Genomic DNA, 14937 nt, shown 5'->3' with positions numbered 1-14937 from the left:
ATTATCGGTTTTTAGTAGATTCTTCTAAAAACTCTCTCCCACCTTACGTAGACTCCCGAAAAGCGCCCGGTGATGGTGTACCAGAGGTTAATGATTGGATTGAGTTCACTGTTGCCGCCAGTGCCCCAGTTCACAGACAAATACGACAGATAAACCTTTCCATGAATCTGGTTTGCATCGATGAGCCCCCAGGTTTCACCCTGCGCGCGGTCATAGATTCGCTTGCAATCCTTCGCGGTTTTTTCGTTCGAATACGTGTCGTACATACAGTCGTTGAACTCTTTGCAGGCCGAGCGCAGTTTGGTTTCAACCATATCGCAGGCGCGCCCGTCAGAGCTGTGGTCGCGGTTGTCACCCATCATCAGGTATTTTCCCGGCGGTATCACCCACTTGCGGCCCGGGGTCGACATCAGCGTATCGGATGCGCGCTCGCGCGATTTCATGATGTAATGAGTGACGACCTCTTTGCCGGTTTTGGCATCGATCATCTTTTCTTCGTAGAGCCTTTCGCGCTCGCCGGTCAGGCCGTCTGCAAGCGTCTTGAGCAGCGGTTCGTTCATGACTGGCCGCGTCGGGTATTTGACGCCAGACACTGTAACTTCATGGTCGGTGACTTCGATCGTGTCACCCGGCACGCCGACGACGCGCTTGACAAGAGTCTTATTCACGTACGACATGGAATCTTGCGGCGGCGTAAACGTGACGATGTCACCGCGCTCGGGGTATGCGATGCGGAACAGGTGTATGTTGGTATAGGGTAAATCGAACGTGTAGCGCATCTTATTCACGAACAGAAAGTCACCGATCATCAGTGTCGGCTCCATCGAAGGCGAAGGAATGTTGTTCGCATCGAGCACGCTCGTTTTGATCGCGAATACAAAGGCGACAAGTCCACCGAGTGAAACCACGCTGCCGGCGATGCGATTGCCTTCGAGGTAATGCCTGATGCGAAAATAGCGTTCGTAGAATCTCTTCATTTTTTTTCCTTCTGTAGTGTGTTGTGGCATGCCTGGCAACTGGTGAGAATCTTGCCGAGCCCCACATTGACCCGCGCCCAGTCGGCGTCGGCTAGTTTACCGCGTGCGGATAGATAACCGCGCAGATTCTGCGCCTCTGTCTGAACCTGCCGGCCGAATTTGATCACGTTCTTATTCTCCCACTTGCCAAGCACTTCACGAAATGCCTTACCGTATTCGGGGTGGTCTTTCATTTGCCAGGCTGCGAGTCGCTGCAGCACGTCGTCGAGCACTTTGCGGTCACCGATCGCTATGGCACTGGCGAGGTTGCGCACCGAAATATCCATCTCGATCATTTCGCGGCGAACTGCAATCTGCTGTGCGTCGGCGGCAACTAGCGCTGTGACAAGAACGACGGCGCACGCGGCCGAAAAACCGAAAAGTCTCATGGCAACAGGCGAAAGTTTTTCATCGGGAAGCGGGCGCAGAGCGCAGCAACCCGCGTTTTTGCCGCCACTATCGCCGCGTCAGAGCCTTTGGCCTCGAGCACGTCAGCAATAATGTCTGCTGTTTCGATAAACTCGGGTGCATCGAAACCGCGCGTTGTGAGCGCAGGCGAACCGAGGCGAATACCGCTCGAAACGGCCGGCTTATTTTTGTCGTAAGGCAGCATGTTCTTATTGGTGGTAATGTTCGCGGCCTCGAGCATTGCCTGCGCGTCTTTGCCCGTAATGCCCTTGGTATCAAACGTGTTTACAATCATCAGGTGGTTGTCTGTACCACCCGAAACGAGCGTAAAGCCGCGCTCCACGAGCCGCGTGGCAAGAGCCTTTGCATTTTGCAGAATGCGTTTCTGGTAGGTGACGAATTCGGGCTGCAGCGCCTCACCGAAGGCCGCGGCCTTCGCGGCAATGACGTGCATGAGCGGGCCGCCCTGAACACCGGGAAAAACGCGCGAGTTGATCGTCTTGATAATATCTTCGCTGTTTGTGAGAATAATGCCCCCGCGCGGCCCCCTTAGCGTCTTGTGCGTCGTCGATGTGACGATGTCAGCATGTTCGATCGGTGAGGGGTGCAGCTTTGCCGCCACAAGGCCCGCAATGTGTGCCATATCGACCATGACCTTTGCACCGACCTGGTCTGCGATGTTACGAAAGCGTGCGAAGTCGATGATGCGCGGGTAAGCTGAAGCGCCGACGATGATCATGCGCGGGCGGTGCTCGTGCGCCAGCTTCTCGACCCTGTCGTAGTCGATGAGGTGTGTCTTCTCATCGACGCCGTACGCCACGGGTTTGTAGTAAAGGCCTGAAAAATTCACCGCGCTGCCGTGTGTCAGGTGGCCACCATGCGCGAGATCCATACCGAGAAACGTATCGCCCGGCTGCAGCACTGCATAGAATGCGGCGAGGTTTGCCGAGGCACCTGAATGAGGCTGCACGTTGGCATATTTCGCGCCGAAGACCTTTTTGATGCGCTCGATCGCCAGCGTCTCAACCATGTCTGACGGGCCGCAGCCGCCATAATAACGTTTACCGGGATAACCCTCGGCGTATTTGTTCGTCAGCGTCGAGGTATAGGCCTCGAGCACGGTTTTCGAAACGAAATTCTCTGAGGCGATGAGTTCGAGGTGCGACTCTTGCCTGTCATCTTCGGCCTTGAGGGCCGCCGAAAGTTCAGGGTCTTGCGAGCTAATTAACGGATAAGACATAGCAGCAGAAACCATTTTCCCGACACGCCGCAAACGAAAATACAGGCGCAAAACCCCTCCCGCGGGGGCCAATGCGCCGAACGCGGTAACAGCTGATATCGATCTATTCTTGACGCGACAGGTCAAAGATTGGCCACCCAACCATGGCAGACGTCGAAGTTAAGGTACCGGCAATGGGTGAATCGATCAGCGAGGGCACTATCTCGCGCTGGTTCAAGAAAGAGGGTGAGGCCATAAAGGCAGACGAAGCACTCTTTGAGATTGAGACCGATAAAGTCACACAAGAAATTTATGCCCCGGTCAGCGGCGTCGTGAAGAAACTGCAAAAAGCGCAGGGAGCCAATGCGGCTGTCGGCGAAACCGTCGCCGTGATCGATTCTTCAGCCAGCGCAGCGGCTGCACCGGCGGAGAAACCTGCTGCCCCCGCAGCCGCAACAGCACCAAAACAGCAACCGATGGCTGAGACACTGCCGCCTGCCGCAAAAAAACTAGCGACCGAAAAGGGTGTAGACACTTCAGCCATCGCAGGCTCAGGTAAGCATGGCCAGGTAACCAAAGGTGACGTACTCGAAGCGGCCGCACAAAAACAGGCGGCCCCTGCCCCGGCTCAGCCGGCACGCGTCGTAACTGTGGCGCCAGGTGAACGCGAAACTGTTCAGCCGATGTCGCGCCTGAGGCGTGCAATCGCCGAACGCCTGGTTTCGGCGCAGCAGACGGCGGCGATTCTTACGACCTTCAACGAAGTCGACATGAAACCCGCGATGGATCTGCGCGCCAAACACAACGAAGACTTTCAGAAGAAATATGGCGTGAAGATCGGCTTCATGAGCCTCTTTACGAAAGCTGTCGTCAGCGCGCTCAAAGAAGTGCCCGCGATTAACGCTGAAATACGCGGCAACGACATCGTCTACAAGAACTATTACGATATCGGCGTGGCAGTCGGTGGCCCGCGTGGTTTGGTTGTGCCGATTGTGCGCGGCGCAGACCAGCTGAATTTTTCTGAGATTGAGATTGAGATCAGCCGTCTCGCGGCACGCGTCAAAGAAGGCAGCATTACTTTACCCGAAATGGAAGGCGGCACCTTCACGATTTCGAATGGCGGCATCTATGGCTCGATGATGTCGACCCCGATATTGAATCCGCCGCAGAGCGGCATTCTCGGCATGCACAATATCGTGAAGCGAGCCGTCGTGGTGAGCGAAGGCAACACCGATAAGATCGAAATCCGCCCGATGATGTATATTGCACTCTCGTACGACCACCGTATCGTTGATGGTAAAGAGGCCGTGACCTTCTTGGTCAAGGTCAAACAGGCGATTGAAGATCCGGTGAGATTACTTCTGGGCGTCTGATATATTGCCAAAGAAAGGCTCAACAGCCGTTCTTCTTGCAGTAATTGTTGTAACCCTTGATCATGCCCGGCTGAGAGTTGTAGAATTTCTGCAGCGCCAGGTATTGTGCACCTGAAGTTTCGCAGGGAAGCAGGTTCTGCTCTGCCGGGTCTGCGGCGAGGTTAAAGCTGCGGCAGCCCTTGGTCGAATAGAGAATCTGCACTTTTTGCAGATCGCGCGCCACAGCAGTTAACGTGTTCTCGTTGCCATAGGTAAAGACATACTTTCTGCTGAGTTCTGCGCGCAGCAACGATTCACCCTGAAAGCGGTCGCGGCGGTAGGCGATACCCAGCGCGTCGAGCAGCGTCGGCACAATATCGGCGTGCACCGTCGGCTCGGTGATGGTTGCCGGCTGCAGCAACTTCGGCGAATAGATAATGAGCGGTGAAGCAATGTTCTCGTTGTAACTTTCGCCCGAGTGCACACGATTGCCCGGGTGCTGGTAAAAAGCCTCGCCGTGATCGCCGACAATGACCACGATCGAGTTTTCGATGCGGCCCGTCGCCTCCAGATTTTCAACAATCTGCCGAATCAGCTGGTCTTGCGCGTAAAGGTTATTGACGTAACGATCGCGCGACGATGCAGGCTGAATGATGCGGTGTTCGGGCCCGATGTCAGGGTAAGGCCAGTGGCCGACAAATGTGTAATAGACGCCGACAAAGGGCTGCGGCATTTTCGCCACGCGGGCATTGAAGTGCGCCACCGCCTCAAATTCATCGCGCGCGGGTGTCGGCCCCGCCTTGTATTCTCTGAGCTGCTTGAGGCGGTTATAATCTTCGAGGTCGGTAAAGCCCCGGTTCTTAAACCACGCTCGCGGAAAATACCAGTTTAAGTCGGCCGGTGTTACCAGAAAACCGGAGTAACCCTTGCCCAAAAGGTCGATCAGGTGAGGCACCTGCAGATCGTTCTCCATCGAAAAAAAACGCGTCTCAGGGCTTTCGTAAAGACCAGAGAAAATAGAGAAAATCGAACGCGGTGAACTGTTGTTCGATGCAAAATGCCTGCTGAAGTATAGCGATTTCTGCGCGAGCGCCCATAGATAGGGCATCGGCATCTTGCCGCCGGCGTATTTTCGCGTATCGAATATATACTCGCGCGCCGTGCTTTCGAGAATGATAAAGATTACGTTCGCATCGGCGCGGGGCCTGATCGCCCTCGCCTCAGGTGAGGATTTAGACCGATAAAAAACCGGGTCGTCTATCGCCAGATTCACGCCCGTTACCGGCGCGCTCGCGCGCCCGCGCGAGGCTGTCAGGCTTTTCCACGCATCACCCAACAGGTAAAGGTGCGGGCTTTGCACGAGTTCACGCGGTGCCGAACGCGCCGGCGTCGCTTCGGCAAGAGTCAGAAAAAGCCCTCCCATTGCCGCCGCGGTCGCGCCCATACGCAGCGTGAAACGGTATCCCGCGGCGAGCAGCAGTATAAAGGCAATCTGGGGTAACACCATCGCCAGGTAGTCTTTAAGACCCAGTAGCGCAAAAAAATCTTTGAAACCGAGCACTGTCAAGAATTCGACGAACATCGACCAGGTGAAACCGGTATTCATCGTGAATAACAGGTTCAGATGCGAACCCAGCACGACCGAATGCCACAGCAGAAGCGCTGCGAACGCCACGCGTGCCGCAAGGCCTGAACCCGATGCCCGCTGTTCCGTTGCCTTTGCGCGCAGTAGATGCCAGATAATTCGAACCGCGACGACAACTGCAATGAGTACCAGATCATAGGCCAGACCCGAGAGAATCGCTGCTGCCGACCAGAAGCTGCGCGCGGCCCCCAAAGGGGGTGATTCTGAGACAAACAGGGCAAGCACCAGAATAGTACGGTAGAGAATGCCCACACCGAAAAATACCTGCAAGAAGGCCCGAAACGCGCGATCGGTAAATGGAGCCTGAATAGCTGATGAGACTCGGGTAAGCATCACGGCAGATCAGAAATAAGGAGCGTCACATCGTCAGAGAATTTTTCCGTACCGGAAAATTCGACGACACGGCGGTAAACTTCGCTCAAGACCAACGCCGGATTCTCATTTCTGAGCTCCGCGAGCACCGATTCAAAACGCGGCATGCCAAATTCTTCGCGCGCGGCGTTCTTTTGTTCAACAATACCGTCGGTAAAAAGAATCAGTCGCGTGCCCGCCGGGTAGGCAATCTTCTTGAAATCGTACGGCGCTGAAATGAACGAACCGATGACAGTACCGGTTGCCTCGAGCGGCAAGAACGAGGCTTTGCCGCTCTGCAACAGGCACGGTATATGCCCGCCGTTTGCAAATTCAATGGTGCGGGCCTTGGGGTCGATCAGCAGCACAACGCCGGTCAGGTAGTGGTTCGTCGTCACCTGCTTCATTGCCTCAGATAATTTTTTGAGAATGTCGCCGGCATTGGTTCGCGTGAAATCCTGACTGCCGAGCGACATCTTGCACATGGCACCGACAAGCGCGCTCGGCACGCCATGCCCCGAGATATCGGCGATGAAGATAAAGATGCGTCCATCGGGAAGTTCGGCGTAGTCGTAAAGATCGCCCGAGACCTCATGGCATGGCCGGTAAAGCGTTGCGAATTGCAACCTGTCGAGCGCCGTGCTCGCCGGCAGCATCGCCTGCTGCACCTCGGTTGCAAGTTCGAGCTCGCGTGACATCGTCTCTGACTTGGCTTTGATTTCTTTCGTGCGGTCTTCGACCATGTGCTCCAGATTCTGCGCATAGGCCTTGAGTTCTGCGTGCGCGCGTTCGAGGTCTTTCTCAAGATTCTCCAGTTTTTTGAAAATATCGAGGCTGCCCCGGTTCAGGTTAAGGTCTTCTTGCCGGCGAAAGCGCCTGATGAAGAAAGCCAGCATTGGCACGAGCAGCAGCAAGATACCGGTTTTGAAAATTGCGTGCCCCGTAACGTTGTTGGAGAATGCCTCAGGGCGAGTAAGACCGATGTAAACGATCGAATCAAACATCATGATCAGCCAAAGGGCGATGAACATATTGATCCACAACGGCATTACCCTGAGGCGGTTGACCAGAAACTGAAACAACACCACTGCGAGAAAAAGGTCGAAAATCGTGTTCATCACCGAAACGGCAATGTTGAACACCCGTGGTTCGAGCACCTGGTTCGTCAGCGCCCAGTCGCTTGCCGGCAAATAGAGGGCTTTCGCATTAAATAGAAATACCTGTGTAAAAATCAGCAGCAGCTGGCAGCCGATGGAAATCATGATTACTTTTCGTGCTTCGTTGATGCCTTCGGCTATATACACGAACAGCAATGCGGCAAAAATCACCGTGTAGACGCCCGAAGAGAGGCGAAATTTATACGCGACTTCACCCAAAGTGATGCTGGTTGAAAAGTTCAGCCCGCCGATAAAAAACGACAGAAACCAAAGAAATGCGATATAGACCAAAAACGGTTCACGAAAGCCGCGGCCACGCAGAATCTGCAACGGCCAGATAGGCAGTACCACCGCGACCATCGTGGCAAAAAATACGATAAGCGTTACTGCATCCACGCCGCTCAATCTCAGACGGTGCGCACCGCGCAAAGTATAAAAGCCCTGAAGATGCATGCGCCCGGGTATTCATTCTGCTTGACGCGATTTGCGAGTCATGAACCTTGCGGTAAGTGAGCAAGATCGCTAAACCAGATGAACGCACCCGGCAATCTGCCGAGTGGCTCGCACGCAATCTCAAATTTTTGCCCGATTCGCTGTTCGACGTGCTCGCCTCGTATTTTCGCCTCGAGGTCGAAGGCATTGAAAACCTGCCCGACAAAGGCCGCGGCCGCATGCTCGTGGTGCCGAACCACTCGAATGCGATCGGCTTTGACGCCTTCATGATGGTGATGGCGCTCAAGAAATTCACACGCCGCGTACCGCGGGTCATGGGGCACAACTTCTGGTTCAGCAACGGTTTTTCGGCAGCCTTCAGCCGTCGGTGGGGTGTGTTTCCCGCTGACCTCAAAGAAGGCCTCAATAACCTGCGCGACGGCCACATCGTCGTCATTTTTCCCGAAGGTGCAGAAGGTAACTTCAAGGTTTCGTCGAGCATGTACAAGATGGTCGACTTTAACCCGGGCTTCGTACCGCTGGCTATCATGCAGCAGGCACCGGTTGTGCCGGCGGCGATTATCGGCGCTGAAGAGAGCAACATTAACCTCGCCAAAATCGACTGGTTCAAAGAACTGATCGGTGCGAGCATACCGCTGCCGCTCAACTTTATTCCGTTTCCCGCCAAGTGGAAGATCAAGTTCTTGAGCCCGATAGATTTCAGCAAGTATAACAAAAAAGACATCAAAGATGCGCGCTTTGTCAAAGAGATCAACCAGAATATTCGCTACCGCATTCAGCACGAACTTAACAACGAAGTGATGAAGCGCAGCGTAGCGTTTCGATAAATTGGCAGAACAACAGAGGCACCCGTGAGTGAAGAGATTTCTGAGATTAGCACGACCGAAGAAAAGAAGTTGAACGCGCTGCACCAGCGGCTTTCACGCGTGCGCAATACGCGTGTCGGCGACGTCATGAAACGCGACGTGATCACTCTCGACGCCAATGACCTGCTCGCGACCGCCGCGCGCACGCTGATCGAGAACAAGATTCACGGCGTGATTGTGATGAAAGACGGCAAGCCGTGGTCGGTTTTGAGCGCATTCGACTTGCTGCACAAGAGCTACGTCGAAAGTTTTTCAGACAAGATGGATTACCTCAGGTCGTCGCTGTCGAGCCTTATTGAGAAGCCGCTCTTGCACTCGCTCAAACCTACAGACTCGCTCGACTCTGCGGCGCGCCTCTTTACCGCCTATGGCCAGCGCACGATACCCGTCATCGAGGGCGACACTCTTGTTGGCGTTATAGCGATTGCCGACCTGATTCGCGCCTATGGCCGCCTCGTGGGCGAAACCGGCATTTGAATTTTATGGCCAACAGCTACCAACCGGTTCCGCCGCTCATCGGCAAAGAAGACATTGAAAAACGCATCGGCGAACTCGGCCGGCAGATCACGGCTGATTATGCGACCCAAAGCCACCTGCGGGTCATCGGGGCGCTGCGCGGCTGTTTCGTATTCATGGCCGATCTGATTCGGGCAATCGAAATGCCCGTTAAGGTTGACTTCATGGAAATTTCGAGTTATGGCAGCGCCACCACTTCATCGGGCAACATCAAGATTCTCAAAGACCTGAGCGACGACGTGCACGGCGAGCATGTGGTCATCGCCGAAGATATCATCGACACAGGGCTGACGCTACAGAGCATGATCGATCTGCTTAAAGGCCGGGGGGTTACATCGGTTGAGGTTGCGACCCTGCTCATTAAACCCAAGAACGTCGCGCTGCAGCGTAAGCTCATCTACCCGGTGAAATACCGCGCATTCGAGGTCAGCGACGAATTCGTCGTCGGCATGGGCATGGACTACAAAGGGTATATGCGCAACCTGCCCTATATCGCGCAGGTGACCGACGCACAGCAGCTGAAACTTTTCGACGGTGAATAGCGCCGAACGCATTCTCTGCATCGACTTCGGCCTCAAATTCATGGGGCTCGCGGTGGCTGACTATCCGGGTATTACCGCGCGCGCGCTTGAGACGATTCGGCCAGACAGAACTGATGCGCTCGCAGCGATCGCGCGTGTGATCGAGGCAGAAAAGGTCACGCGAATTTTGCTGGGTTTTCCCTTCTCAGATGTCGAGGGGGATATACACCGAAACATACACTCTTTTCGGGAAAGTCTGGCGGCTCGCTTTCAGAATGTGCCCATCGACTATGTCGATGAGTCTTACAGCAGTGCAGAAGCAGACGAACTCGCGCAGACAACCGGTATCGGTAAGAACCGCAAGAAGCGCACACAAGATTCACAGGCAGCGAAAATTGTTCTGTTGCGCTATCTTTCAGACGCGTGATTTATCGGTATCTGCCTGCCGAAGCTCCTGATAAATCAATTTAATTTACGGCGCGTAGCGAAAGCCTTTCACGGTGGTAGTGCCTGCGATGACTTACGAGATCCTCAAATTGCCCCAATACCACACGAAGCACCACAACGGCCGGCGGTTTCGAAATATCTGGGGGCCACACAGCGATTCTGACGCGACGCGCTTCGACGAGGCGAGCAGCGACATCAGGCACCGCGCTCTCGACGTCGCCAGCTGGATCTTTCGCAAAGGTCTGGGCGGGCAGAAGTCGGGCAAGGTGCCTGCGGTGCTGCCCCTGACGAAAGCAGACCTCGAACAGCCCGGCGATTTGCCGCGCACCGTCTGGCTGGGGCATGCAGCGGTGCTGATTCAGCAGGGTGATCTGAATATCATTACCGACCCAGTCTTTGCCGACCGCGTATCGCCTGTAAAATTTGCGGGGCCGCGCCGCCTTTGCGGGCGCGCAATTGAGACCCATGACCTGCCGCGTATCGATGCGATAGTTCTTTCGCACAACCACTACGACCACGCTGAAGCGGAAACGCTGGCAGGTCTCGCGCGCCGCGATAACCCGGCGGTTTATGTGCCGCTGCGCGTTGCAGCGCTCATGCGGTCGCTCGGTTTCACGCGCGTTTTTGAACTCGACTGGTGGCAGGCGGTCGAAACAGAAAGCTATAAAGTGACCTGTCTGCCCGCGAAACATTTTTCTGGCCGCAGCGCGACCGACCGCAACGAAACACTCTGGGCTTCTTTCATGATTTCGCTGTGCGAAAGCAACAAGCACATCTATTTTGCAGGCGACACGGCCTACTCGCCGCACTTCACCGAAATTGCCGACGTCTTTGAGAGCATCGACCTGACGCTGATGCCGATTGGTGCGTACCTGCCCCGCTGGTTCATGCGCGAGGTGCACGTTTCGCCCGATGAAGCCGTTCAGGCCTTTCTCGACCTAAAGGCGACCAGAATGCTCGGCATTCACTGGGGCACGTACGATCTCGCCGATGAAGATTTGGATCAACCACGCTTAGAGACGCTAGCGGCGGCCGAGCGGCACGCAATAGACAAGAGCCGGCTGCACATTACCGACGTCGGCGCTCACTTCACCTTTTAGTCTCGGCAGCCTTTAAGAAACCACCGGCAATAGAGTCAGATTTTTCTGTGCCAGAGCGGGTTGTGAATGTGCGCGACTGAAAAGTCGAGGCAGAGCAGACAGTCGTCTCCGTATGAGTGCACGAGCGTTACAATCGGTTCGCTCGATTTGATATCGCGGTAAACTTCTGAATAATTTCGCTGAGTGCCGTCTGACTCGCGCCTGGCCATAAATTCGAGAAAATAAGGGCGCCATGACCAGTCTTTCTGAGAATAGTTATGGTCTTGCTGCCAGCGAAAACCGTCGTCGTCGCGCAAGAGGCGGTAGTTGGGGCTGATCTGCACACCGTGCGCGTTCAAGAAGTATACCAGACGCAGATGGTCGCGCAAAAATGCGGGAAAACTGTGCGGTTCGATTGGCCTGAAGAAGCTTTCGCCGTCTTTCACCTCAGGCAAGAAGAGCTCTTTTAGGTGTACGTCAAAATATTCTGATGTGATCGATTTAAAATACATGAGACTCTGCATGTGCGTGAGCTTGCGCGCGGTAAAATCGCGCATATAGTCGTGCAGAATCTGTTGCAGTTCGTCGAGGTTCGAAAAACTCGCTTCAGGAAAGCCAAGAAAGTAGCCCTGCAAATAGCGCGCACCGATGTCGAGTGCGCCGTAGACCTCTTCTTCGTGCTCGATGCCTTCAACAAGCAGCACAGCCCCGATTTTTTCTGATAGAAAAGCCAGCGAGTTAAGAATCTCTTTGTAGACGAGGTCAGAAAAACCCTTGCGAATCAGGTGCAGGTCGAGCTTGATGAACTTCGGCCTCATCTGCCCGATGCGGCTCATGTTCGAATAACCGGCGCCAAAGTCATCAATAGCAATATCAAAGCCGTGGTTTTTGAGCTCATGAATCGCGCGCGTCATCACGTCGGGGTGCTGCAGGTATTCGCCTTCGGTGATCTCAATGACCACGTTCTCTGGCTTGAGGCGGTGCTTTGCGACCTGCTGCAGCAGTGGATTGATCACGTCGCTCAGGTCGTCGCTGTAGGTATAGTTCAGCCAGCGCGGCAGAATATTCACAAAGAGCCGCTTGCCGAATGCAATCTGCGATTCGCTGTACTGTTTGAAGGCGAGATCTCTGATGTAGAGGTCGAGCTCGATGGCAACCCGGCTATCCGCATATTTTTCGAACATGTAGCCGAGCGAAGTTATGTTGCCCAGAGCGTCGCGGCCACGCGCCAAAACCTCGTAACCGACAACGCGTTTGTCTTCGATTGAGATGATCGGCTGAAAATACGGGAAAGGATTGCCCGCCAGTGCGGGGTCAAGTCGCGAAAGTTCGATATTTCCCCCCTCTGTAACGAGCACTACAAAATTTTCGGAAAATCGACCATGCATTGTAAAGTACAAACGTGCACAAATTCTGCTGAGGGCAGATTTTTTTTGGCACTGAAATTCTTTGTACGCTGCTTTTATGCGGCGCTAAAGTACGTGTTGCTGATCTCGATACCAATTTCATTGAGCCTGACCTGTAGATTATCGAGATAGCCGTTGAGCGACGGCCCGACAAGAGCGGCGACATCGACATGCCGCGTCTCGAGCAACAACCGCTGTACCTTTTTTTGCGCCGTATTGATGAAAAAACCTTTCTGCTCGCCGGCAAGGCAGCGCAGCGCATATTCAATCTGCAACAGAATCGCAATGATCGCGCGCGGAAAAGTGCGGTTCAAGAGCAGAAACTCGAGAATATTCTCTACGGTAATTTTCGCGTAACTCTGGCTGAACATTTCGTGCGCGCTCGTTGCCCGAAGCAATGCCAGACCGAGAAATATCTGGCCTTCGCCAAACTCTACCTGCGTTTCATGCGAGAGCATATAAGACTGCAGGTCGAGAATGCGAGTCGTTTTGTCGGCGCGCTCGATCGCCCGCCCCAGCAGCGCGAAAAAATACGTCTCGTCATGGTTGAGTGTACCGTCTGAAATGCCGTAGAATGCATGGCAGCTGCGGCGAATGTCGCGAAAAAATGCGTTCAGCCCCGCTACACCCGAAATCGCCGATGCACCACCCTGATTTGCCGCGGTCGCAACCTCGTTATAGAGTTCATTGATCGATTCCCACATGTCTTTTGAAATTTTCTCGCGTATCGAACGGGCATTTTCTTTTGCGAGATATAGGCATGAAAGAATCGAATTCGGATTTTTGCGGTTAAAAGTCAGGTATTCGATGACATTCTGCTGCCCGATCTCGGCATAGGTCTCGTTAAAACCCGCCGTGTCAGCCGTCGATTCGACGAGCGCGAGCCACAACGGGTCTGCAACCTCGGCGTTTTCTACGGATATCTGCTGGTAGGTCTCGATCAGCCGCGCGTAATTTTCAACCCGCTCAACGTAACGGTTGAGCCAGTAAATTGAATCGGCAACGCGGCTGAGAATGTGCATGTTTCACACCGGCTGAATCAGGTGTCTAGCACCCAGGTGTCTTTGGTGCCGCCGCCCTGTGATGAATTTACCACGAGCGAGCCTTTCTTAAGCGCGACGCGCGTGAGCCCACTCGGCAGTACATAACAGTCTTTGCCGAAGACGATGTAAGGCCTCAGGTCGATATGCCGTGCTTCGATTTCGGTGTCGATCATCGTCGGTGCCGTTGATAATGAAATCATCGGCTGCGCGATGTAGCCGCGCGGGTCGGTGAGAATTTTCTCTTTAAATTCGCCGCGCTCGGCTTCGCTCGCGTGCGGGCCAATCAGCATACCATAGCCACCTGCCCCGTTTGCCGCCTTCACGACCATTTTGTCGAGGTTCTCGAGCACATATTTTCTGTCGCTGTCGCGAAAGCAGAGATACGTCGGCACGTTGCTGATAATCGGCTCTTCGCTGAGATAATAGCGAATCATCTCGGGCACATACGCGTAGACGACCTTGTCGTCTGCCACGCCGGTACCCGGGGCGTTGGCGAGCGCGACATTGCCCTTGCGGTACGCCTTGAAAATGCCCGGCACTCCGAGCAGAGAATCTTTTCTGAACGCCTGGGGGTCGATAAACGTGTCGTCGGTGCGGCGGTAGATAACGTCGACCTGCTTGAGGCCCCGTATGGTTTTCATGTACACTTTGTCAGACTCAACCACGAGGTCTTTGTTTTCGACGAGGGAAATCCCCATTTGCTGCGCAAGGTATGAATGTTCGAAATAGGCGGAGTTATGGATTCCAGGGGTCAGAAGCGCGATCGTCGGGTTTGACTTCTCGCTCAGGTACGCGAGCGCCTGCCGCAGCCTGAACGGATAGTTCGAAACCGGTTTAATGCGCAGATTCGCGAACAGCTCGGGAAAGATCTGCTTCATGACCTCGCGGTTTTCGAGCACATAGCTGACGCCCGAAGGGCAACGCAGGTTGTCTTCAAGCACCATATATTTGCCGTCTTCGCCGCGAATCAGGTCAGTACCTGAAATATTTGTAAAAATGCCTTTCGCCGGCTTAACATCGTTGCACTGCGGCAGGTATCCGGTGCTCGATTCGACAACCTCGCGCGTGATAATCTTGTCTTTGATAATCTGTTGTTTGCCGTATATGTCGTTCAAGAATGCATTCAGGGCAAGGGTGCGCTGCACGAGGCCGCCTTCGAGTGAAGCCCATTCGTCGCTGCGAATGATACGCGGAATAATATCGAACGGGAGAATGCGGTCTTCAGCGCCCTTGTCACCATAGAGCGTGAATGTGATGCCCGAAGAGAACAGAGCTTTTTCGGCGCGCGTTTTGCGCTTCACGAGCTCGGGAACGCCGAGTGTCTGCAGGCGCGAACCTAAACTTTCGTACTGCGGCCGCACGCCCCCGTCTTTCGTCACCATCTCGTCGAAAGCCTTGGCCGGGCTGTAGCGTTGCATTAACATGATTCCACCTTGAGCAGGTTGCTCAAGTTAAATC

At 54.4% G+C, this 14937-nt stretch carries 14 protein-coding genes; 6 read left to right on the top strand and 8 right to left on the bottom strand.

Annotated features, from left to right (window positions below):
• Positions 1-11: 11 nt before the first annotated feature.
• Genes lepB through glyA form a run of 3 tightly spaced genes read right to left on the bottom strand, consistent with a single transcriptional unit; the run spans position 12 to position 2664 of the window.
• Entirely contained in the window at positions 12-977 is a 966-nt protein-coding gene (gene lepB, locus TURPA_RS22160; protein ID WP_014804331.1) for a signal peptidase I, read from the bottom strand.
• Entirely contained in the window at positions 974-1405 is a 432-nt protein-coding gene (locus tag TURPA_RS15905) for a hypothetical protein (RefSeq protein ID WP_014804330.1), read from the bottom strand. The genes lepB and TURPA_RS15905 overlap by 4 nt, the downstream gene beginning before the upstream one ends.
• The gene (glyA, locus tag TURPA_RS15900; RefSeq protein ID WP_014804329.1) at positions 1402-2664 is read right to left on the bottom strand and encodes a serine hydroxymethyltransferase; all 1263 of its coding nucleotides are present in this window, start codon (positions 2662-2664) and stop codon (positions 1402-1404) included. Before glyA ends, TURPA_RS15905 begins: the two co-directional genes overlap by 4 nt.
• A 143-nt stretch (positions 2665-2807) precedes the next feature.
• Here glyA and odhB point away from each other — a divergent pair, with 143 nt between their 5' ends.
• Positions 2808-4016 carry a 2-oxoglutarate dehydrogenase complex dihydrolipoyllysine-residue succinyltransferase gene (gene odhB, locus TURPA_RS15895; protein ID WP_014804328.1) on the top strand — a complete coding sequence of 403 codons (1209 nt, stop codon included), beginning with the start codon at positions 2808-2810 and terminating at the stop codon, positions 4014-4016.
• Positions 4017-4035: 19 nt separating this feature from the next.
• Here odhB and TURPA_RS15890 read toward each other — a convergent pair whose 3' ends face one another.
• Complete coding sequence (locus tag TURPA_RS15890) at positions 4036-5973, bottom strand: LTA synthase family protein (protein WP_014804327.1); 1938 nt, start codon at positions 5971-5973, stop codon at positions 4036-4038.
• The gene (locus tag TURPA_RS15885) at positions 5973-7544 is read right to left on the bottom strand and encodes a PP2C family protein-serine/threonine phosphatase (protein ID WP_041948571.1); all 1572 of its coding nucleotides are present in this window, start codon (positions 7542-7544) and stop codon (positions 5973-5975) included. Before TURPA_RS15885 ends, TURPA_RS15890 begins: the two co-directional genes overlap by 1 nt.
• A gap of 113 nt (positions 7545-7657) precedes the next feature.
• Here TURPA_RS15885 and TURPA_RS15880 point away from each other — a divergent pair, with 113 nt between their 5' ends.
• The 5 genes from TURPA_RS15880 (at position 7658) to TURPA_RS15860 (ending at position 11051) form a co-directional block, all read left to right on the top strand.
• On the top strand, positions 7658-8428 hold the full coding sequence (locus tag TURPA_RS15880; protein WP_014804325.1) for a 1-acyl-sn-glycerol-3-phosphate acyltransferase: 771 nt from the start codon (positions 7658-7660) through the stop codon (positions 8426-8428).
• 24 nt (positions 8429-8452) lie between these two features.
• Positions 8453-8944, top strand: a complete 492-nt coding sequence (locus TURPA_RS15875) for a CBS domain-containing protein (protein ID WP_014804324.1) — start codon at positions 8453-8455, stop codon at positions 8942-8944.
• A 5-nt stretch (positions 8945-8949) separates the two neighbouring features.
• Positions 8950-9525 (top strand): hypoxanthine phosphoribosyltransferase, encoded by a 576-nt coding sequence (gene hpt, locus TURPA_RS15870; protein WP_014804323.1) that lies wholly within the window; start codon positions 8950-8952, stop codon positions 9523-9525.
• Entirely contained in the window at positions 9518-9931 is a 414-nt protein-coding gene (gene ruvX, locus TURPA_RS15865) for a Holliday junction resolvase RuvX (protein WP_014804322.1), read from the top strand. The genes hpt and ruvX overlap by 8 nt, the downstream gene beginning before the upstream one ends.
• 88 nt (positions 9932-10019) lie before the next feature.
• A complete protein-coding gene (locus tag TURPA_RS15860; protein ID WP_014804321.1) occupies positions 10020-11051 on the top strand; it encodes an MBL fold metallo-hydrolase in 1032 nt (343 codons plus the stop codon).
• A 35-nt stretch (positions 11052-11086) separates the two neighbouring features.
• Here the strand turns inward: TURPA_RS15860 and TURPA_RS15855 are convergent, their stop codons facing one another.
• The 3 genes from TURPA_RS15855 to TURPA_RS15845 form a co-directional block, all read right to left on the bottom strand.
• Positions 11087-12388 carry an EAL domain-containing protein gene (locus TURPA_RS15855; RefSeq protein ID WP_041948570.1) on the bottom strand — a complete coding sequence of 434 codons (1302 nt, stop codon included), beginning with the start codon at positions 12386-12388 and terminating at the stop codon, positions 11087-11089.
• A 104-nt stretch (positions 12389-12492) separates the two neighbouring features.
• The gene (locus TURPA_RS15850; RefSeq protein WP_014804319.1) at positions 12493-13458 is read right to left on the bottom strand and encodes an alpha-E domain-containing protein; all 966 of its coding nucleotides are present in this window, start codon (positions 13456-13458) and stop codon (positions 12493-12495) included.
• Between the two features lie 17 nt (positions 13459-13475).
• Positions 13476-14903 (bottom strand): circularly permuted type 2 ATP-grasp protein, encoded by a 1428-nt coding sequence (locus TURPA_RS15845; RefSeq protein ID WP_014804318.1) that lies wholly within the window; start codon positions 14901-14903, stop codon positions 13476-13478.
• Positions 14904-14937: the final 34 nt, after the last annotated feature.

Origin of the sequence: Turneriella parva DSM 21527 (assembly GCF_000266885.1) — a bacterium.
Taxonomy (GTDB): Bacteria; Spirochaetota; Leptospiria; order Turneriellales; family Turneriellaceae; genus Turneriella; species Turneriella parva.
The sequence above is the reverse complement of the archived record's forward strand: the minus strand, read 5'-3'. Positions and strand labels throughout refer to the sequence as shown.

Coding starts and splice junctions, on each gene's coding strand:
- lepB (WP_014804331.1), bottom strand. CDS start 977: ATGAAGAGATTCTACGAACGCTATTTTCGCATCAGGCATTACCTCGAA.
- TURPA_RS15905 (WP_014804330.1), bottom strand. CDS start 1,405: ATGAGACTTTTCGGTTTTTCGGCCGCGTGCGCCGTCGTTCTTGTCACA.
- glyA (WP_014804329.1), bottom strand. CDS start 2,664: ATGTCTTATCCGTTAATTAGCTCGCAAGACCCTGAACTTTCGGCGGCC.
- odhB (WP_014804328.1), top strand. CDS start 2,808: ATGGCAGACGTCGAAGTTAAGGTACCGGCAATGGGTGAATCGATCAGC.
- TURPA_RS15890 (WP_014804327.1), bottom strand. CDS start 5,973: ATGCTTACCCGAGTCTCATCAGCTATTCAGGCTCCATTTACCGATCGC.
- hpt (WP_014804323.1), top strand. CDS start 8,950: ATGGCCAACAGCTACCAACCGGTTCCGCCGCTCATCGGCAAAGAAGAC.
- TURPA_RS15860 (WP_014804321.1), top strand. CDS start 10,020: ATGACTTACGAGATCCTCAAATTGCCCCAATACCACACGAAGCACCAC.
- TURPA_RS15850 (WP_014804319.1), bottom strand. CDS start 13,458: ATGCACATTCTCAGCCGCGTTGCCGATTCAATTTACTGGCTCAACCGT.
- TURPA_RS15845 (WP_014804318.1), bottom strand. CDS start 14,903: ATGTTAATGCAACGCTACAGCCCGGCCAAGGCTTTCGACGAGATGGTG.